The sequence below is a fragment of the Paracoccus contaminans genome, assembly GCF_002105555.1.
GTDB lineage: Bacteria > Pseudomonadota > Alphaproteobacteria > Rhodobacterales > Rhodobacteraceae > Paracoccus > Paracoccus contaminans.
Genome location: NZ_CP020612.1, coordinates 1,676,403 through 1,695,139 on the forward strand (window position 1 = coordinate 1,676,403; position 18,737 = coordinate 1,695,139).

Annotated in this window: 16 protein-coding genes and 1 pseudogene; 10 read left to right on the top strand and 7 right to left on the bottom strand. The window is 68.7% G+C overall.

Annotated features, from left to right (window positions below; translation table 11 throughout):
- Positions 1-57: 57 nt before the first annotated feature.
- Complete coding sequence (locus B0A89_RS07900) at positions 58-849, bottom strand: quinoprotein dehydrogenase-associated SoxYZ-like carrier (protein WP_085377671.1); 792 nt, start codon at positions 847-849, stop codon at positions 58-60.
- A 156-nt stretch (positions 850-1,005) separates the two neighbouring features.
- On the opposite strand from B0A89_RS07900, the gene B0A89_RS07905 reads away from it, so the two are divergent.
- The 4 genes from B0A89_RS07905 (at position 1,006) to argC (ending at position 6,243) form a co-directional block, all read left to right on the top strand.
- Positions 1,006-2,061, top strand: coding sequence for a quinoprotein relay system zinc metallohydrolase 2 (locus tag B0A89_RS07905; protein WP_085378832.1), 1,056 nt, complete (start codon positions 1,006-1,008; stop codon positions 2,059-2,061).
- 229 nt (positions 2,062-2,290) lie between these two features.
- Positions 2,291-3,817, top strand: a complete 1,527-nt coding sequence (adh, locus tag B0A89_RS07910) for an aldehyde dehydrogenase (RefSeq protein WP_085377672.1) — start codon at positions 2,291-2,293, stop codon at positions 3,815-3,817.
- A 171-nt stretch (positions 3,818-3,988) separates the two neighbouring features.
- Entirely contained in the window at positions 3,989-5,050 is a 1,062-nt protein-coding gene (locus tag B0A89_RS07915) for a DNA topoisomerase IB (RefSeq protein ID WP_085377673.1), read from the top strand.
- 287 nt (positions 5,051-5,337) lie between these two features.
- Positions 5,338-6,243, top strand: a complete 906-nt coding sequence (gene argC, locus B0A89_RS07920) for an N-acetyl-gamma-glutamyl-phosphate reductase (protein WP_085378833.1) — start codon at positions 5,338-5,340, stop codon at positions 6,241-6,243.
- Between the two features lie 87 nt (positions 6,244-6,330).
- Here the strand turns inward: argC and B0A89_RS15155 are convergent, their stop codons facing one another.
- The 4 genes from B0A89_RS15155 to B0A89_RS07940 all read right to left on the bottom strand — a co-directional run bounded on the left by B0A89_RS15155 (position 6,331) and on the right by B0A89_RS07940 (position 8,997).
- Complete coding sequence (locus B0A89_RS15155; protein WP_240558684.1) at positions 6,331-6,489, bottom strand: Trm112 family protein; 159 nt, start codon at positions 6,487-6,489, stop codon at positions 6,331-6,333.
- A gap of 96 nt (positions 6,490-6,585) precedes the next feature.
- The gene (locus B0A89_RS07930) at positions 6,586-7,215 is read right to left on the bottom strand and encodes an LON peptidase substrate-binding domain-containing protein (protein WP_085377675.1); all 630 of its coding nucleotides are present in this window, start codon (positions 7,213-7,215) and stop codon (positions 6,586-6,588) included.
- A 2-nt stretch (positions 7,216-7,217) separates the two neighbouring features.
- Positions 7,218-8,135: a tetratricopeptide repeat protein gene (locus B0A89_RS07935; protein WP_085377676.1), complete on the bottom strand. Its 918-nt coding sequence runs from the start codon at positions 8,133-8,135 to the stop codon at positions 7,218-7,220.
- Between the two features lie 70 nt (positions 8,136-8,205).
- A complete protein-coding gene (locus B0A89_RS07940) occupies positions 8,206-8,997 on the bottom strand; it encodes an exodeoxyribonuclease III (protein ID WP_085377677.1) in 792 nt (263 codons plus the stop codon).
- 40 nt (positions 8,998-9,037) lie between these two features.
- Between B0A89_RS07940 and B0A89_RS07945 the strand changes: the two genes are divergently transcribed.
- Positions 9,038-10,012, top strand: coding sequence for a glutathione S-transferase family protein (locus tag B0A89_RS07945; RefSeq protein WP_085377678.1), 975 nt, complete (start codon positions 9,038-9,040; stop codon positions 10,010-10,012).
- Between the two features lie 114 nt (positions 10,013-10,126).
- Here B0A89_RS07945 and B0A89_RS07950 read toward each other — a convergent pair whose 3' ends face one another.
- Positions 10,127-10,813 (bottom strand): response regulator transcription factor, encoded by a 687-nt coding sequence (locus B0A89_RS07950; protein WP_085377679.1) that lies wholly within the window; start codon positions 10,811-10,813, stop codon positions 10,127-10,129.
- Positions 10,814-10,946: 133 nt separating this feature from the next.
- Here B0A89_RS07950 and ribA point away from each other — a divergent pair.
- From ribA to B0A89_RS07975, 5 genes and pseudogenes are all read left to right on the top strand, one after another.
- A pseudogene (ribA, locus tag B0A89_RS07955) lies at positions 10,947-12,004 on the top strand (GTP cyclohydrolase II).
- Positions 12,005-12,021: 17 nt separating this feature from the next.
- Positions 12,022-12,561, top strand: coding sequence for a L,D-transpeptidase family protein (locus B0A89_RS07960; protein ID WP_085378834.1), 540 nt, complete (start codon positions 12,022-12,024; stop codon positions 12,559-12,561).
- A 60-nt stretch (positions 12,562-12,621) separates the two neighbouring features.
- A complete protein-coding gene (locus B0A89_RS07965; protein ID WP_085377680.1) occupies positions 12,622-13,785 on the top strand; it encodes a nucleotide sugar dehydrogenase in 1,164 nt (387 codons plus the stop codon).
- Positions 13,785-14,780: an NAD-dependent epimerase/dehydratase family protein gene (locus tag B0A89_RS07970; RefSeq protein ID WP_085377681.1), complete on the top strand. Its 996-nt coding sequence runs from the start codon at positions 13,785-13,787 to the stop codon at positions 14,778-14,780. The genes B0A89_RS07965 and B0A89_RS07970 overlap by 1 nt, the downstream gene beginning before the upstream one ends.
- Before the next feature lie 85 nt (positions 14,781-14,865).
- Positions 14,866-16,428: an alkaline phosphatase D family protein gene (locus tag B0A89_RS07975; protein ID WP_085377682.1), complete on the top strand. Its 1,563-nt coding sequence runs from the start codon at positions 14,866-14,868 to the stop codon at positions 16,426-16,428.
- A 69-nt stretch (positions 16,429-16,497) separates the two neighbouring features.
- Here B0A89_RS07975 and B0A89_RS07980 read toward each other — a convergent pair whose 3' ends face one another.
- Positions 16,498-18,708 (bottom strand): catalase, encoded by a 2,211-nt coding sequence (locus tag B0A89_RS07980; protein ID WP_085377683.1) that lies wholly within the window; start codon positions 18,706-18,708, stop codon positions 16,498-16,500.
- Positions 18,709-18,737 lie beyond the last annotated feature (29 nt).

Genomic DNA, 18,737 nt, shown 5'->3' on the forward strand with positions numbered 1-18,737 from the left:
TCCCCCTGATCCGGCCGGGCGGCAACCTGCCAGCCGGACGAGGGCCATGCAAGCGGGTCAGTTCGCGCCTTGCGGGAACTGCCGGTCAAAGACGCGCCCCTCGGTATCCTCGGCATGGACGGTGACGGGCTGGCCGTTCGGCGCATAGGCCAGGCGAAAGACGGGGTTTTCAGAAATCGAGATGCCGCCCTCCATTGTCATCAGCAGGGCATCGCCCTGCTTGACGGCGATGGTGCGGACGAACTCGGCCGGGATGTCCAGCAGCGTGACCTGATCGCGCTGCAGCCCCGAAAAATTCGGGTGGCGGATCATCAGCTGGCCCATGGCGCGCGTTCCCACGGGTTCGGATTTCCAGCGCATCGCGCCGATGTCCTTGCGCGCATCCTCGCCCGAGCGGCCGGCGGGCGCCGCGCAGCCGCCCGATGCCTTGACGAAGCGCCCCGCCATCACCTGCCGTCCATCATTCAGCGTGGCGATGGCGCGCACATCGGAATAGGCGTTGACGCGGACCCGCAGTTCAAGGTCCAGCGGCGCGGCGGCAGGGCCGAAGGTGAATTCGGCGGCAACAGGCGCGGGGTTCTGGTCGATCACCAGCGCAAGCCGGGCGATCGGAGGCGCGCCGGGCGGCTGGGTCACGCGGACGGGGACCAGCGCGGGATTGTCGGCCCGCATCGGCGCCTCAAGGTTCAGGATGGCAGGATCGACGGGCGGTTCGGTTTCCGTCCCGATCACGGCAAGCCGCATCTCGTCCCAGGCAGGCGAGGGGCGCATCGGGTTGTCGGCCGCAGGGGCCGCCCCGGCAAGCAGCCCCAGGGCGGCTGCGGCGAGAAGCAGGCGGGATGCGATCATGGTGGCCTTCGGCCTTTCTGGGCGGCGCGGATGGGGCAAGCGTAAGCCTGCCAGCGCATCAGGCAACCCGACCAAGGTCGCAGGCGCGCGGATTTCAGGGGCGGCCCTGCGGCCGGGCGCGCATCATGGGGTGCATGCCGCCTTTTGGGGATCGCCATGTTCGTGCCCGTCCTGACCGCCTGCCTTGCCGCCGCGCCGCATGACTGCGCGCCCCGGCTGCTGCCGGCGGGGGCGGGGGCGGACATGGCCGCCTGCCGCACGGCGGGCGAATCGGCAGCGGCGGCCTGGCTGGCCGCGCATCCCGGCCTGACGGGGCGGGGCTGGACCTGCGCGCCCCTTGACGCCGCCCCGGCGCTGGCGCTGATCGAGATCGCGCCGGGCGTCCTGGTCAGCCGGGGCGCGGATGAGCCGCTGTCGCCGGCCAATCGCGGGCGTATCGCCAATCTCGGCGTGGTCATCGGCGAGCGGCAGGTGGCCGTGATCGACCCAGGTGGCACGCGCGAGCAGGGCGAGGCGCTGCTGGCGGCGATCCGCGCGCGCACCGGCCTGCCGATCGGCCCGGTCATCCTGACCCATATGCACCCCGACCACATCGCGGGCGCCGAGGTCTTTGCCGAGGCGGGGGGCGAGGTGATCGCCGATGCGCGCCTGCCCGCGGCGCTGGCGCGGCGCCGCGCGGCCTGGATGGAAACGATCCCCGCCCAGATCGGCGCATCGGCATGGGCGGGAACGGCGCTGATCGATCCGGCCCGGACCGTCGCGGATGAAACGGTGATCGAGCTGGGCGGGACGGCGCTGACGCTGACCCCGGTGCCGGCCGCGCATACCGATACCGACCTGACGGTGCGCGATTCGCGATCAGGCACGCTGTTCACGGGCGATCTGGTGTTCCGCGGGCTGACACCCGTTGTCGATGCCTCGCTGTCCGGCTGGCTGGCCTGGCTGGCCGCGCCGGCGGCCGATACGGCCCATGTGGTGCCGGGCCACGGGCCGGTGGCGGCATCGCTGGTCGCGGCAACGGCCGATGAGGGCCGCTATCTTGCCGCGCTGCGGGATGCGGTGCGGGCCGCGCTGGACACAGGCCAGGGCCTGTCCGGGGCGGTTCCGGCGATCATGGCGGCGATGGCCCCGCTGGCGCCGGGATGGGCCGATTTCGAGGCGACCACCGCCCGCAATGCCGCCGCTGCTTGGGCCGAGATGGAATGGGAATGAGCCGCCCTCTGCCCGCCTGGCCGGGGGGCAGGCCCTGCCCCTGCGTTCCGGGTGAGGCTCGCAGCGGCACAGGCAGGCCGAGGCGACGGGGGCCGGCAGGGGGCAGAGGCAGGGGGCAGGGCGGGCCGTCCTGTTTTCGCCTCTCCCCCTTATCGCCGATTGACCGACGCACCCCGCGGGCGCAGCATCCCCTTGCCCGGAGGAGGACCGGGCGAACGGAGGATGAGCGATGCCCAACGACCAGACCCACCCCTTCAAGGGGGTCAGCAACATGCCCTTTGCCAAACGCTATGACAATTTCATCGGCGGCAAGTGGGTGCCGCCGGTCAGCGGGCGCTATTTCCAGAACGCGACCCCCATCACCGGGATGGACATGGGCGAGATCGCCCGTTCGGACGAGGCGGACATCGGCCTGGCGCTGGACGCCGCGCACAAGGCCGCCGACGACTGGGGCCGGACCAGCGTGCAGGAACGATCGACCATCCTGCTGAAGATCGCCGACCGGATGGAGGCGAACCTCGAACTGCTCGCCACGGCCGAGACATGGGACAACGGCAAGCCGATCCGCGAGACGATGGCCGCCGACGTGCCGCTGGCGATCGACCATTTTCGCTATTTCGCGGGCGTGCTGCGCGCTCAGGAAGGCAGCCTGTCGCAGATCGACGACAACACCGTCGCCTATCACTTCCACGAGCCGCTGGGCGTCGTCGGGCAGATCATCCCGTGGAACTTTCCGCTGCTGATGGCCTGCTGGAAGCTGGCCCCGGCGCTGGCGGCGGGCAACTGCGTGGTGCTGAAACCAGCCGAACAGACACCGGCCTCGATCATGGTCTGGGCCGAGCTGATCGGCGATCTGCTGCCGGCGGGCGTTCTGAACATCGTCAACGGCTTCGGACTCGAGGCAGGCAAGCCGCTGGCGTCCTCGGACCGGATCGCCAAGATCGCCTTTACCGGCGAGACGTCGACGGGGCGGCTGATCATGCAGTATGCCTCGCAGAACCTGATCCCCGTGACGCTGGAACTGGGCGGCAAGTCGCCCAACGTGTTCTTTGCCGACGTGGCGCGCGAGGATGACGATTTCCTCGACAAGGCGCTGGAAGGCTTCACCATGTTCGCGCTGAACCAGGGCGAGGTCTGCACCTGTCCCTCGCGCGTGCTGGTGCAGGAATCGATCTATGAGCGGTTCATGGAAAAGGCGGTCAAGCGGACCGAGGCGATCAAGCAGGGCGACCCCCGCCAGGCCGACACCATGATCGGCGCGCAGGCCAGCAAGGAACAGCACGACAAGATCCGTTCCTATCTGGACATCGGCCGGAACGAGGGTGCCGAGGTGCTGACCGGGGGCGGGGCTGCCGACCTGGGGGGCGAGCTGTCGTCGGGCTATTACATCAAGCCGACGATCTTCCGCGGCACCAACAAGATGCGCATCTTCCAGGAGGAGATCTTCGGCCCCGTGGTGTCGGTCACGACCTTCAAGGACGAGGCCGAGGCCCTGTCGATCGCCAATGACACGCTGTATGGTCTGGGCGCGGGCGTGTGGAGCCGCGACATGAACACCTGCTACCGGATGGGCCGCGGGATCAAGGCGGGCCGCGTGTGGGTGAACAACTATCACGCTTATCCCGCGCATTCGGCCTTTGGCGGCTACAAGCAGTCGGGCATCGGGCGCGAGACGCACAAGATGATGCTGGACCACTATCAGCAGACCAAGAACATGCTGGTCAGCTATTCTCCGTCCAAGCTGGGCTTTTTCTAAGGCCGGCGGGCGGGGCCGCCGCGCCCCCGCCGCGCGGCCGGACCGGGGGCTTCGCGCCCCCGGACCCCCGCGGGATATTTGGTGCAGAAGAAGCCCCCTGATGCGCGAACCGGGCAGCGGGCCGGCGCGTTGTGGCCTTCGCAGCAGGGCGGCACGGGTGAGGGGGCGGGCATGGCAGCGGAATCGGGCAACATCGTCGATCCGCGGGATGCCGCCGAGAGCGCGGGCCTTGTCTATGTCAGCGATGCCGAGCCGGGCATCACCCGCCGCCGCGCCGGCAAGGGCTTCAGCTATCGCGGGCTGGACGGACGGCCCGTCAAGGACAAGGAGACGCTGGCCCGGATCCGTTCGCTGGCGATCCCGCCAGCCTATGCCGATGTGTGGATCTGCCCCGATCCGAACGGGCATATCCAGGCGACCGGCCGCGATGCCAAGGGCCGCAAGCAGTATCGCTATCACCCCCGCTTCCGCGAGGTGCGCGACGGCACCAAGTATGAACACATGCTGGACTTTGCCGCCGCCCTGCCCGGCCTGCGGGCGCGGGTGGACAGGGACATGAGCCTGCGCGGGATGCCGCGCGAAAAGGTGCTGGCCACGGTGGTGCATCTGCTGGAAACGACCATGATCCGCGTCGGCAATGCCGATTATGTCCGGCAGAACAAGTCGCACGGGCTGACCACGCTGAACGACCGGCACGTGAAGGTTTCGGGTTCCGAGATGCGCTTTCGCTTCAAGGGCAAGTCGGGCAAGGAATGGGATCTGGGCCTGCGTGACCGGCGCGTGGCGCGCATCGTCAAGGCCAGCCAGGAACTGCCGGGCCAGCACCTGTTCCAGTATCTCGACGAAGATGGCGAGCGCCGCGCGGTCACCTCGGGCGACGTGAATGCCTATCTGCGCGAGATTTCCGGCACCGCCATCACGGCCAAGGATTTCCGCACCTGGACGGGCACTGTGCTGGCCGCGCTCGCGCTGGCGGAATACGAAAAGGCCGACAGCGCCGCAGCCGCCAAACGCAATGTGCGCGCCGCGATCGAGCGGGTCGCCGCCCGTCTGGGCAATACCCCGGCCATCTGCCGCAAATGCTATGTCCATCCGCAGGTCATCGACAGCTATCTGGCCGATGAACTGGTGCTGGAACTGCAGGCCGAGATCGAGGAGGAGCTGGAGGGTGCCGCCCTGCGCGCCGAGGAGCGCATGGTGCTTGATTTCCTCAAGACCCGCCTGGCAGCCTAGCACGCGCCGCCGGGGCCGCGGGCGTGGTTTCATTACGCGGTGTGGCTGGGCCGGGCGCCTTTTGCGGCGGCGGGCGGCACCGCGCCGATGCCGGCCGCGGCCGGCCTGCACCTGAGGCCCGGCGCGCCTTTGGAACCCGGCCTGCACCGGCCCCAAGGGGCGGCGGGCCATCGGCGGGCTGTCGGCCCCCGGACGCGCGCGGCCCTTGCATGGGCCGGCGCCGCACGGCAAACGGCGGGGGCGGCGCATCTGCGCGGCGAGGGGCGCTGCGGCTTTGGGGGGACTGGATGATGCACAGGGTTTTCATCGACGGCGAGGCCGGCACAACCGGATTGCAGATCCGCGAGCGTCTGCAGGCGCGCCCTGATATCGCCCTGATCCAGATCGACCCTGCCCGCCGCAAGGATGCCGATGCCCGGCGCGAGGCGCTGGCCGCGGCCGATGTCGCGATCCTCTGCCTGCCCGACCAGGCCGCGCGCGAGGCGGTGGTGCTGGCCGAGGGGCTGGACACGCGCTTCATCGACGCATCGACCGCCCACCGGGTGGCCGAAGGCTGGGTCTATGGCTTTCCCGAGCTGTCGGCGCAAACCCGCGCGGCCATCCCCGCTGCGCGGCTGGTGTCCAACCCCGGCTGCTATGCCACCGGCGCCATCGCGCTGGCCGCGCCGCTGATCGCCGCGGGTATGGTCGCGCCCGACGAGATCGCCTCGATCAATGCGGTGTCAGGCTATACCGGCGGCGGCAAGGAGATGATCGCCGAGATGGAGGCCGAGACCGCCCCGGCGCATTTCGCCTATGCGCTGGGCCAGACGCACAAGCACCTGCCCGAGATCATGCTGCGCGCCGGCATGACGCGGCGGCCGGTCTTTGCGCCCGCTGTCGGCAACTTTGCGCAGGGGATGATCGTGCAGATCCCCCTGATGCTGGCCGGGCGCAGCCTTGCCGAGCTGCGGGCCGCGCTGGCGGGCCATTACGCGGGCAGCCGCTTTGTCCGCGTGGTCGATCCGGCAGCCCGCGTCGTTCCCACCGCGCTGAACGGCACCAACGGGCTGGAACTGTCGGTGCATGGCAGCGACGAGAACGGCTGCGCGGTGCTGGTGGCGGTGCTGGACAATCTGGGCAAGGGCGCATCCGGCGCGGCGGTGCAGAACCTCAACCTGATGATCGGCGCAAACGAGGACGCGGGGCTTTGACCCGCCCGCCCCTTATGGGGGCAGGGCGGTTGCCTGACGGGGTCGGCGTCCGGGCCGAAGGGCAGGGGGCGTTCGCGGGGGCGGGTGTCAGTCGGCCTTGATCTGCCGCGCCTCGCCGATCAGCATGATGGGGATGCCGTCCCGGATTGGAAAGGCCAGCCCCGCGGCCTGCGACACAAGCTCCTGCCGCGCCGCGTCATAATCCAGCCGGCCATGGGTCAGCGGGCAGACCAGCGCCTCGAGCATGTGGCGATCAAACAGGGGGGGCGCGAGCCGGTGATCGGGCGGCGCCGTTCCCGGGGACGGGAAATCGCCCTGGGCCTGGGGGCTGTCGGTCATGGGTCAGTGCAGCCTTTCATCGTCGCCGCCATGCAGCGCATATTCCATCAGCCCGTCCAGGATCGCCCGCCGCTCGGCCAGGGTCGGGGCCTCGATCAGGGCCTGCTTTTCCTCGACCCCCAGCGGCAGCAGCATCGACAGGCTGTTGATGAGCAGCTCGTTGCCCGCCTCCTCGGCCGCGTTCCAATCGGTGGAGAGGCTGTGCGCCGCCATATAGCGCCCCAGCCGTTCCATGAAGGCCGGCCGGTCAAAGCCGGGGTCGTCCGGCTCGGCCGTGCGGCGGTCGGCGGCATAGCCGCCCCAGTCCACGCGGCCGCGCAGATAGGGGGTGAAGCCCTCGATCACCTCGTCCAGCCGGAAACGCGACACCGCCCTGAGCGAGATCATCATGCGCCCGTCGTCATCCTCGGAGAACATGGTGACACGGCCGGCGGTGCCGACATTGGCCAGCCCCTCGCCGATGGGCTGGATCATCCCGATCAGCCGCTCGCCCGAACGCAGCACATCCTCCATCATCTGCAGATAGCGCGGCTCGAAGATGTGCAGCGGCAGCCGCGTGCGCGGCAGCAGCACCGCGCCCGGCAGGGGAAACAGCGGCACCACGCCCGGCAGGGCCGGCAGGCTGCCCGGCATCGTCAGGCGAAGATCAGCGACGAAAGCCGTCGCCGTCCTTTCTGAACCAGCGGGTCGGTTGCGGGCAGCGCGTCGAACAGGGTCAGCAACTGCGCCTTGGCGGCGCCCTCGTTCCAGTCGCGGTCGCGGCGGAAGGATTCCAGCAGGTGATCGATCGCCTCGGCCGAGCGGCCGGCGGCGTGCAGGGCGGTCGCATAGTCGAGCCGCGCCTGATGATCGGCCGGATCGGCGGCCACGCGCCGCTCCAGATCGTCCAGCGGCCCGGCGCTTTGCGCCTGCCGGGCCAGGGCCAGCTGCGCGCGCGCGGCCTCGACCGGGGCGGCATGGGCAGCGGCGGGGGGCACCTGCGCCAGCGCGGCCTCGGCCGCATCGGCATCGCCCGCGGCCAGGTGGCTGCGGATCAGGCCGCCCCAGGCCTGCGGGTTTTCGGGCTCTTCGCCGAGGATGGCGGCAAAGGTTTCGGCCGCATCGGCCGCCGCGCCCTCGGCCAGCATCGCCTCGGCCGCCTCGAGCGCGGCGCCAAGGCCCCCGTCATCCCCGCCCAGGGCCGCCAGCTTGTCCACGAACTGCCTGACCTGGCTTTGCGGCAAGGCGCCCTGGAAGGCATCGACCGGCTGGCCCTGGAAGAAGGCATAGACGGTCGGGATGGATTGCACGCGCAGCTGCGCGGCGATCATCTGGTTCTTGTCCACATCCACTTTGGCCATGCGCACACGGCCCTTGTGGCGGGCGACCTCTGCCTCGAGCAGCGGGCCGAGCGTCTTGCACGGGCCGCACCAGCTCGCCCAGAAATCGACGATCACCGGCACCTGCATCGAGGCGTCGATCACCTCGGCCATGAAGTCGGCCTCGGTCACGTCCTTGATGAAATCGGCGGTGTTCGGTGCGGCGGGCGCATCGCCCGAGCCTTGCAGCAGCATTGTGGTCAGTCTCCGCGAAGGGAAGGGTTGGCGACAATATGGGTTGCCGCAGGGGGGACGGAAAGGGGCGTCACGCCGGCAGGTCGAAGCTGGCAAGCACCGGGACGTGGTCGCTGGGCTGGTCCCAGCCCCGCGCGGCCCGCAGGATGCGGCTGGCATGGCCCGCGGCGGCGATGTCGCCCGTGGCCCAGATATGGTCCAGCCGGCGGCCGCGGTCGGCGCTGTCCCAATCGCGCGCCCGATAGGACCACCAGCTGTAGAGCGGACCCTGGGGGATGTCCTGGCGGGTGATGTCCACCCATCCGCCCGCCTCCTGCGCATCGGCAAGATGGGCGACCTCGACAGGGGTGTGGCTGACGACCCTCAGCATCTGCCGGTGCGACCAGACATCATCCTCGCGCGGGGCGATGTTCAGATCGCCCACCAGGATCGACCGCTGCGGCCGGTCGGCCCGGAAGGCGTCGCGCATGTCGGTCAGAAAATCCAGCTTCTGCCCGAACTTGACATTGACGGTCCGGTCCGGCTCGTCGCCGCCGGCGGGCACATAGACATTGTGGATGATGACGCCCGAGGGCAGCCGCGCCGCGACATGGCGCGCATGGCCCAGCCGCGCATGGTCGCGGTGCCCGGCATCCTCGATGGGCAGGCGCGACAGGATGGCGACGCCGTTATACCCCTTCTGCCCGCGCGCCACGATCCAGCGATAACCCAGCGCCTGGAACATCTCGACCGGGATCTTCTCCACGGGCGACTTGCATTCCTGCAGGCACAGGATGTCGGGCGCCTCGTCGCCCAGCAGGCGGGCGACAAGGCCGGCCCGCAGGCGGACGGAGTTGATGTTCCAGGTGGCAAGGGTGAACATGGCCCGAAATCTAGCGCCGGGCGCGCGGAAGGGAAAGCAGATGGGCCAGCTTGTTGACGGGGTCTGGACAAAAGGCAGCGTGGGCGCGGCCAGGGGCGAGGGAAGCTACAAGCGCCAGCAGGCGGGCTTTCGCAGCTGGATCACGCCGGACGGCGCGCCCGGCCCATCGGGGGATGGCGGGTTTGCGGCGCAAAGCGGGCGCTATCACCTGTTCGTCTCATATGCCTGCCCCTGGGCGCACCGGACGCTGATCTTCCGCGAACTCAAGGCGCTGGCCCCCCATATCGACGTGTCGGTCGTCCATCCGGTGATGGGCGAGGACGGCTGGACCTTTGCCGAGGGTTTCGACGGCGCCACCGGGGACCGGCTGTTCGGATCGGCCTTTCTGCGCGACATCTACCTGCGCGCCGATCCGCACATGACCGGCAAGGTCACTGTCCCGGTGCTGTGGGACAAGGAGCGCGGCACCATCGTGTCGAACGAATCGAGCGAGATCATCCGCATGTTCGACAGCGCCTTCGACGCGCTGACCGGCAGCAGGGTGCATTACTGGCCAAAGGATCTGCGCCCCGCGATCGAGGCGGTGAACGATCGCGTCTATCCCGATTTCAACAACGGCGTTTACCGGGCCGGCTTTGCCTCGACCCAGGCCGCCTATGACGAGGCCGCGCCGCGCGTCTTTGCCGCCATGGCCTGGGCGGATGATCTGCTGTCGCGCCAGCGTTATCTGACCGGCGACCGGCTGACCGAGGCCGACTGGCGCATGTTCACCAGCGCGGTGCGATTTGACACCGTCTATCACACCCATTTCAGGTGCAACCGGGCCTGGCTGCGCGATTATCCCAGCCTGTGGGGCTGGACGCGCGAGCTTTACCAGATGCCCGGCATCGCCGCGACGGTGCGGCAGGATCACATCGTCAACCACTATTACCGCAGCCACCCGGACCTGAACCCCTTCGGGATCATCCCGATCAACCCCGTGATCGACTGGGACGCGCCGCACGGCCGGGGCTGAGCGGCGCAGGCAGGGCCCCCGCAGGGTGCCGCCACGCGCGGCGCGCAGGGCACGGGGCAGGCCGCGCAGGCCGGGGCCTTGCGCCGGCACTGCGCCGCAGGGCAGGTGCCCCGATCAGGACACCAGGCGATAGCCGCCCGATTCGGTCACCAGCAGCCGGGCGCTCGAGGGATCGGGCTCGATCTTCTGGCGCAGACGATAGATGTGGGTTTCCAGCGTGTGCGTCGTCACGCCCGCGTTATAACCCCAGACCTCGTGCAGCAGCACATCGCGCGGCACCACCCCGTCCTGGGCGCGGTAAAGATACTTGAGGATGTTGGTTTCCTTTTCGGTCAGGCGGATCTTGCGGTCCTTGCCGTCGATCAGCATCTTCATCGCGGGCTTGAACGTATAGGGGCCAAGCTGGAAGATCGCGTCCTCGGACTGTTCATGCGTGCGCAGCTGGGCCCGCAGGCGCGCGAGCAGGACCGGGAACTTGAACGGCTTGGTGATATAGTCGTTCGCCCCGCTGTCGAGGCCAAGGATCGTGTCCGCGTCGGTGTCGTGGCCGGTCAGCATGACGATCGGGCATTTCACGCCCTGCTTGCGCAGGCGCTTGCACAGCTCGCGCCCGTCCGTGTCGGGCAGGCCCACGTCCAGCACGACCAGGTCAAAGATCGCGCCCTTGGTCTTTTCCACCGCCTCGGCGCCGGTGCCCGCCTCGAACACGTCGAAATCCTCGGTCGCGACCAGTTGCTCGGCCAGGGCCTCGCGCAGGTCCTCCTCGTCGTCCACCAGCAGGATTTTCTTCAAACCGGCCATCTTGCAGCCTCCTTGGATCGGGTAGGGTCAGGATGGCCAGGCGGCCCGATCTGTCCAGCGGGTTGCAATTCACCTCACATCCTGTTGTCGGCAGGGCGGGATATGTTACGGATTGTTTCAGGATTTCCTTCCCATGAGCCTTGTTCCCACCCTGTCAGAAACGATCAGCCGCGCCCGCGCCGACCTGCGGGTGGGCCTGCCGGTGGCGCTGGGCGGGCATCTGGCTGCCGCGGTCGAAACGCTGACGCCCGCCCGGCTGGACGATCTGCGGGCGCTGGGGCAGCCCGTTCTGGCGATCACCGGGCGGCGGGCCGAGACGCTGAAGGCGCGGGCCTATGACGGCGATCTGGCGCGCATCGAGCTGCCCGAGGATGCGGCGCTGCCCTGGCTGCGCGCCCTGGCCGATCCGGCGGGCGATCTGCGCGTGCCGATGAAAGGGCCGCTTTTCACCCGGCGCGGGGGGGATGCCGCCCCGCACCGGGCGGCGCTGGCGCTGGCCAAGTCGGCGCAGCTGCTGCCCGCGGTGCTGATGGTCGAGGCGCCGGCGCCGCCCGGCCTGACATCCCTGCCGCCCTTGCCCATGCTGGCGGCGCTGGCCGACGAGACGGCCCTTGCCGCGGTGGCCGCGGCGCGGCTGCCCCTCGCGGCGGCCGAGAATGCGCGCCTGCGCATCCTGCGCCCGTCCGACGGGGGGGCGAACATTACGCCGTGGAAATCGGCGATCCGCCCCGCGACACCCCGGTGCTGGCGCGGCTGCATTCGGCCTGCTTCACCGGCGACGTGCTGGGCAGCCTCAAATGCGACTGCGGCCCGCAGCTGCATGCCGCGCTGACGGCGATGGGGCAGGCGGGGGCGGGGGTGCTGCTCTATCTCAACCAGGAAGGGCGGGGCATCGGGCTGGCCAACAAGATGCGCGCCTATGACCTGCAGGCGCAGGGCTTTGACACGGTCGAGGCGAATCACCGCCTGGGGTTCGAAGATGACGAGCGCGATTTCCGCCTGGGCGCCGCCATGCTGCGCCAGATGGGCTTTTCGGCGGTGCGGCTGATGACCAACAACCCCCGCAAGGTCGCCATGATGGAACAGCACGGCATCGCCGTGGCCGAACGCGTGCCCCTGCGTGTCGGCCGCAACCGCTGGAACGAGGGCTATCTGGACATCAAGCGCGACAAGTCGGGGCATCTGCTGTGACACCCCGCGCCGGCGACATGGTGCTGACCCCGCGGGGGCTGCGCGTCGCGGGCCGGGTGCTGGCCTGCAGTATCGGGCGCAGCGGCGTCACCGCGGCCAAGCGCGAAGGGGACGGGGCCACCCCTGCTGGCATCCACCGCATCACAGGCCTGCTGTGGCGCGCCGACCGCCTGCCGCGCCCCGCCCCTTGGGCCGTGCCGATCCGCGCGGGCGATCTGTGGTGCGACGATCCGGGCGATCCGTCCTATAACCGCCTGGTCCGCGCGCCCTTTGCCGCCCGCCACGAGGTGCTGCGCCGGGCCGATCCGCTGTATGATCTGGTGCTGGTGACCGACTGGAACGGCCCCCCGGCCCGGCCCGGCGCGGGATCGGCGATCTTTCTGCATCAGTGGCGTCGCCCCGGCTTTCCGACAGCGGGCTGCATCGCCATGGCCCGGCCCGACCTGCTGTGGCTGGCGGCGCGCGCCTGTCCGGGAACCCGCCTGTTCGTTCCGCCTGGGCTGGCGGGGCGGGCGGGCGTTGCGGGCCGGTGCGCGGGGCAGGCACCGTCCGACTGAACGTCGCCCTTGCCGTTTCGCCTCGGCCGGTCCACCAGAGGCGCGGAGAAAGGGAACATCATGAAGATTTCGGTTGCTGGCCTTGGCTATGTGGGGCTGTCTCTTGCGGTGCTTCTGGCGCAGCGCAACAGGGTAGTGGCGCTGGATGTGAACGCGGCGCGCGTGGATGCGGTGAATGCGCGCATCAGCCCCATCGAGGATGCCGACATCAGCGCGATGCTCGCGGCGGGCGGGCTGGACCTGGCCGCCACGCTGGACGGGGCAGAGGCGCTTGGCGGAGCGGATTATGTCATCATCGCCACGCCCACCAATTACGACCCGCGCCACAACCATTTCGACACGACCAGCGTCGAGCAGGTGATCGCGCAGGCCCGCCGCCATGCGCCCGGCGCGACCATCGTGGTCAAATCGACGATCCCTGTCGGCTTTACCGCGCGCATGCGCGCGGAACACGGCACCGACGCCATCCTGTTCTCGCCCGAGTTCCTGCGCGAGGGCCGCGCCCTGTGGGACAACCTGCACCCTTCGCGCATCATCGTGGGCGATACCACGCCGGCGGCGCACGGCTTTGCCGAGCTGCTGGTGGCGGGGGCCGAGGATACGGGGCCGGTGATCTTCACCGGCTCGACCGAGGCCGAGGCGATCAAGCTGTTCTCGAACACCTATCTGGCCATGCGCGTCGCCTTCTTCAACGAACTCGACAGCTATGCGCTGGCCAAGGGGCTGGATGCGCGCCAGATCGTCGAAGGGGTCAGCCTCGATCCGCGGATCGGGGCGCAGTACAACAACCCCAGCTTCGGCTATGGCGGCTATTGCCTGCCCAAGGACACCAAGCAGTTGCTGGCCAACTATGCGAATGTGCCGCAGAACCTGATCGCGGCGGTGGTGGAATCCAACCGCACCCGCAAGGACGTGATCGCCGACCTGATCCTGGCGCGCCAGCCCGCCTGCGTGGGCGTGCACCGCCTGGTGATGAAGGCCGGGTCGGACAATTTCCGCGACAGCTCGATCCAGGGGATCATGAAGCGGATCAAGGCCAAGGGCATCCCCTGCATCGTCTATGAGCCGGTGCTGGAGGCGCCCGACTTCTTCAAGTCCCCGGTCGTGAACGACCTGGCGGCCTTCAAGCGGCAGGCCGATCTGATCATCACCAACCGCATGTCCCCCGAGCTGGAGGATGTCAGGGACAAGGTCTTTACCCGCGATCTGTTCGGGGCGGATTGATGCGCACGGCGCTGGTGACAGGTGCGGCGGGGTTCATCGGATTTCACCTGTCGCGCCTGCTGCTGGACCAAGGCTGGCGGGTGGTCGGCGTGGACAGCCACAACGCCTATTACGACCCCGCTCTCAAGGCCGCGCGCGAGGCGCAGCTGAAGGGGGCCTATCGCGGCATCCGCGGGGCTGTGGAAACCCCGGGCCTGCTGTACGACCTGATGGCCGAGGAACGGCCCGAGGCGGTCATCCACCTGGCCGCGCAGGCCGGGGTGCGCCATTCCATCGACAACCCCCGCGCCTATGTGCAGGCGAACCTTCTGGGCACGTTCGAGCTGCTGGAGGCAGCCCGCGCCCATCCGCCGGCGCATCTGCTGCTGGCCTCGACCAGTTCGGTCTATGGCGCCAACGCGGCCATGCCCTATCGGGAAACGGACAAGGCCGACACGCAGATGTCGTTCTATGCCGCGACCAAGAAATCGACCGAGGCGATGGCCCATTCCTATGCCCATCTGTTCGGGCTGCCGGTGACGATGTTCCGCTTTTTCACGGTCTATGGGCCATGGGGGCGACCGGACATGGCCCCGGCGCTGTTCACCGACGCGGTGCTGTCCGGCAGGCCCATCCGGGTCTTCAATCATGGGGACATGCGGCGCGATTTCACCTTTGTCGCCGATCTGGCGGGCGCGGTCGCGCGGCTGATCGACGTGCCGCCCGGCCGTCATCCGGCGGGTGATTTCGACAGCCTGTCCCCGGTCGCCCCGTTCCGCACCGTCAATATCGGCAACGGCGCGCCGGTCGAGCTGTCCGACTTCATCGCCGCGATCGAGGCCGCGACGGGGCGCACAGCCATCCGCGAGCTGCTGCCGATGCAGCCGGGCGACGTGCCGGCGACCTGGGCAGACACCACGCTGCTGCGCGCGCTGATCGGGGATGCGCCGCACACCCCGGTGGCCGAAGGGGTGGCCGCCCATGTGGACTGGTTCCGCCATTATCACGGGCGCTGACACAAATCCTTGACGCTGCCGCCACATCATCGTCGCGCCGATCCGCCAAAGGCAGGCTCGCCTTCCTGCATGATCGGAGCCTGCCATGACCTCGGTGATCCTTCCCCGCCTCAGCCGCCGCAGTCTGCTTGCCACCGGCACCGCTGCCGCCGGCATGCTGGCGATGCCCGCCATCCTGCGCGCCGCCTCGGCCCCTGCCTTCACCCACGGCGTCCAGTCGGGCGATGCCCATGCCGCGGGTGGCATGGTCTGGACGCGGGTCGATCGCCCGTCGCGCGTGCTGCTTGAGGTATCGACGACCGAATCGTTCGCCGACCCGCGCCGCATCGCCATGCTGGATGCGCTGCCCGACACCGACATGGCGGTGAAATGCGCCATCGACGGGCTGGGCGCCGATCAGCAGGTGTTCTACCGCTTCACCCCCTACGACTTGTCCGACATCAACAGCGCCGGCCAGCCGATCACCGGCCGCTTCCGCACCGCCCCGACCGAAAAGCGCAGCATCCGCTTTGGCTGGTCGGGCGACACCGCGGGGCAGGGCTACGGGATCAGCGACGAGGGCATGAAGACCTATGCCACCATGGGCCAGCACGAGCTGGATTTCTTCATCCATTCGGGCGACACCATCTATGCCGACGGGGTGATGAAGCCCGAACAGGACGGCATTGGCGGCGTCTGGAAGAACAGCGTCCTGACCCCCGAGGTGCAGAAAGTCGCCGAGACGCTGGACGAATTCCGCGGCCGCTACAAATACAACCAGATGGACCGCCATGTGCAGGAATTCTGCGCCGCCGTCCCGTTCTATTACCAGTGGGACGACCATGAGGTGACGAACAACTGGTCGCCCGGCAAGGATCTGAGCCACGACGACCGTTATACCGAAAAATCCATCGCCCTGCTGTCGGCCCGCGCTGGCCGCGCCTTCCACGAGATGACCCCGATCAGCTATCAGCCGACCGAGCCGGGGCGCATCTATCGCAAGATCGCCTATGGCCCGCTGCTGGACATCTTCATGCTGGACCTGCGGTCCTATCGCGCCGCCAACGGTCCGGGGATGGAGGAAACGGCCGGCGGTCCCGCGACGCTGCTGGGGGACGCGCAGATCGCCTGGCTCAAGGATGCGCTGAAGGGATCGACGGCGACCTGGAAGGTGATCGCCTGCGACATGCCGCTCGGCATCGTCGTGTGGGACAATGCCAAGGACAAGAAGGGCGTCGAGGCTGTCGCGCAGAACGATCCGGGCAGCCCCAAGGGACGCGAGCTTGAAATCGCCGACCTGCTGCGTTTCATCCGCGACCAGAAGATCGCCAATACCGTCTGGCTGACCGCGGACGTGCATTACACCGCCGCCAACCATTACAGCCCCGACCGGGCCGAATTCCAGGAATTCGAGCCGTTCTGGGAATTCGTGTCCGGCCCGCTGCATGCCGGCACCTTCGGCCCCGGCGAGATGGACAAGACCTTCGGCCCCGAGGTGCGCTTCGTCAAGGCGCCGGGCGAGGGGCGCCAGAACCTGCCGCCCAGCGAGGGGATGCAGTTCTTCGGCCTCGTGGATATCGACGCGGCGACGCAGCAGATGAAGGTGCGGCTGATGGATGTCGGCAATACCGAACTGTGGTCCACGGTGCTGGACCCGGTTCGGGCCTGATCTGCCACCCCATGCAGAAGGGCCGCCGCGGATATCCGCGGCGGCCCTGGCATTGGCTGGTGGGGGCGATCACATCGCCGGCCAGATGGTCTTTTCGCGGTCCCAGTTCCGGTCGGCCAGCCGCGCGACCAGGCCCTGGGCATCGGCCGCGCCCAGGATGAAATCGTCCTTGGCAACGCCTGCCTTGTCCAGAAGGGGCTGCGCCTCGGGCGTATGGGCGATCGCCTTGAGATGGGCAAAGGCATCTGACAGCCAGTCGATTGCCTTCTTGTGCCGCGTCAGGGCCTCGGCCCCCGCCGCCGAGGCGATCACCGCCACCGCGTCAAAGGTGACCGAGGCCTCGCCATCGAGCTGCCCATCGGCGGCCAGCATGGTGCCCCCCGCCAGCTTGACCGACCCGACCTTGGGGGCGACGATGCGCACGGACGCGCCCTCGGCCTTGGCCGCCGCCTGCAGCGCATCGACCAGCGCGCCGTCCGCGCCGTCGGTCACCAGGATGCCCAGCTTGCGTCCCTTGGCCGGGGGAAGGGGCTGTTTCAGGATCGACAGCTGGTCGGACGGCTTGAGATCGACCGCCGGCTTTCCGTTCGCCGCCTGCGGCAGATCCATCCCCAGCCCGTCCGCGACACGGGCGGCCAGATCCTCGTCGATATTGCGCAGATGCGACAGAACGCGGGCGCGGACCTGCGGGAATTCGACCTTGGACAGTTCGAACACAAAGGCGCTGACCTGATGTCCCTGCTCGATCGGCGTCAGCGAGCGGAAGAACATCCGCGGCTGGCTGTAGTGATCGGCAAAGGTTTCGGCCCGCACGCGCAGCTTGCCTTCGGCCGGGTCGTTGCCCAGGTCGGTCGCGGGCTGCGCGGTGCGGAACCCGCCGGCCGCATCGGCGCGCGGCCCGCCCACCTCGCCAAAGGACGCCAGCGAGTTGGGCTCATAGCTCGCGCGGCCCTTGGGGATCTGCATCTGCATCATGCCGTCGCGCTGGAAGTTGTGCATCGGGCAGCGCGGCGCGTTGATCGGCAGCTGGTGGAAATTGACCGTCCCCAGACGGGATTTCTGCGTGTCGAGATAGCTGAACAGCCGCCCCTGCAGCAGCGGATCGTCGGTGAAGTCGATCCCCGGCGGCACGTTCGACGGGCAGAAGGCGACCTGTTCGTTCTCGGCAAAGTGGTTGTCCACATTGCGGTTCAGCGTCATCGTGCCGATGATCTGCACGGGGACTTCTTCTTCCGGGATCAGCTTGGTGGCGTCCAGCACGTCATAGGGCTGCGCGTCGGCCCAGGCCGGGTCGATGATCTGGATGCCCAGATCCCACTGGGGATAGGCCCCTTCGGCAATCGATTCGAACAGGTCGCGGCGGTGGAAATCGTTGTCGGCGCCCTGAATCTTGGACGATTCGTCCCACAGCAGCGATTGCACGCCCAGCTTCGGCTTCCATGTGAAGCGGACAAAGGTGGACTTGCCCTCGGCATTGACCATGCGGAAGGTGTGGATGCCGAAGCCTTCCATCATCCGCAGGCTGCGCGGGATGGCGCGGTCGGACATCAGCCACATGACGTTGTGCAGGCTTTCCGGCATCAGCGACACGAAGTCCCAGAAGGTCGTGTGCGCCGAGGCGGCCTGCGGATAGCCGCGGTCGGCCTCCATCTTGACCGAATGGATCAGGTCGGGAAACTTGATCGCGTCCTGGATGAAGAACACGGGCGTGTTGTTGCCCACCAGATCCCAGTTGCCCTCGGCCGTGTAGAACTTGACGGCAAAGCCGCGGATGTCGCGCGGCGTGTCGACGGACCCGGCGCCCCCGGCGACGGTGGAAAAGCGGGCGAACACGTCGCAGCGGTTGCCGGCCTTCTGGAACAGCGCGGCTCGGGTCAGTTCGGGGATGGCGCGCGTCACCTCGAACACGCCATGGGCGACAGAGCCGCGGGCATGGACGATGCGTTCGGGGATGCGCTCATGGTCGAAATGAAAGATCTTCTCGCGCAGGACGAAATCTTCCAGCAGCGTCGGCCCGCGTGCGCCAAGGCGCAGGCTGTTCTGGTTGTCCGAAACCGGGATGCCCTGGTTGGTGGTCAGCCGCGCGGCAGGGTCCTGGGTGATCTGCTGCGGCTCGCCCCCCGCGCCGGTCGTCTCGGCATAGGCAGCCGTCAGGCCGGTGCTGTTGGTGCCGTCATGCAGGGGGCGCTGCTCGGCAGGATTGGGGCCGGTCTTGCCGTCATTGCCGGCCTTCTGGTCGGCCACCTTGGGCGCAATGGTCTTGTCTGGGGTCGTTGCCATGTCAGGCTCCACCTGGATCGGATTATGGA

Excerpts from the sequence above, each read along its gene's own strand:
- B0A89_RS07900 (WP_085377671.1), bottom strand. The coding sequence starts at position 849 with ATGATCGCATCCCGCCTGCTTCTCGCCGCAGCCGCCCTGGGGCTGCTT.
- B0A89_RS07905 (WP_085378832.1), top strand. The coding sequence starts at position 1,006 with ATGTTCGTGCCCGTCCTGACCGCCTGCCTTGCCGCCGCGCCGCATGAC.
- adh (WP_085377672.1), top strand. The coding sequence starts at position 2,291 with ATGCCCAACGACCAGACCCACCCCTTCAAGGGGGTCAGCAACATGCCC.
- B0A89_RS07915 (WP_085377673.1), top strand. The coding sequence starts at position 3,989 with ATGGCAGCGGAATCGGGCAACATCGTCGATCCGCGGGATGCCGCCGAG.
- argC (WP_085378833.1), top strand. The coding sequence starts at position 5,338 with ATGATGCACAGGGTTTTCATCGACGGCGAGGCCGGCACAACCGGATTG.
- B0A89_RS15155 (WP_240558684.1), bottom strand. The coding sequence starts at position 6,489 with ATGCTCGAGGCGCTGGTCTGCCCGCTGACCCATGGCCGGCTGGATTAT.
- B0A89_RS07930 (WP_085377675.1), bottom strand. The coding sequence starts at position 7,215 with ATGCCGGGCAGCCTGCCGGCCCTGCCGGGCGTGGTGCCGCTGTTTCCC.
- B0A89_RS07935 (WP_085377676.1), bottom strand. The coding sequence starts at position 8,135 with ATGCTGCTGCAAGGCTCGGGCGATGCGCCCGCCGCACCGAACACCGCC.
- B0A89_RS07940 (WP_085377677.1), bottom strand. The coding sequence starts at position 8,997 with ATGTTCACCCTTGCCACCTGGAACATCAACTCCGTCCGCCTGCGGGCC.
- B0A89_RS07945 (WP_085377678.1), top strand. The coding sequence starts at position 9,038 with ATGGGCCAGCTTGTTGACGGGGTCTGGACAAAAGGCAGCGTGGGCGCG.
- B0A89_RS07950 (WP_085377679.1), bottom strand. The coding sequence starts at position 10,813 with ATGGCCGGTTTGAAGAAAATCCTGCTGGTGGACGACGAGGAGGACCTG.
- B0A89_RS07960 (WP_085378834.1), top strand. The coding sequence starts at position 12,022 with ATGGTGCTGACCCCGCGGGGGCTGCGCGTCGCGGGCCGGGTGCTGGCC.
- B0A89_RS07965 (WP_085377680.1), top strand. The coding sequence starts at position 12,622 with ATGAAGATTTCGGTTGCTGGCCTTGGCTATGTGGGGCTGTCTCTTGCG.
- B0A89_RS07970 (WP_085377681.1), top strand. The coding sequence starts at position 13,785 with ATGCGCACGGCGCTGGTGACAGGTGCGGCGGGGTTCATCGGATTTCAC.
- B0A89_RS07975 (WP_085377682.1), top strand. The coding sequence starts at position 14,866 with ATGACCTCGGTGATCCTTCCCCGCCTCAGCCGCCGCAGTCTGCTTGCC.
- B0A89_RS07980 (WP_085377683.1), bottom strand. The coding sequence starts at position 18,708 with ATGGCAACGACCCCAGACAAGACCATTGCGCCCAAGGTGGCCGACCAG.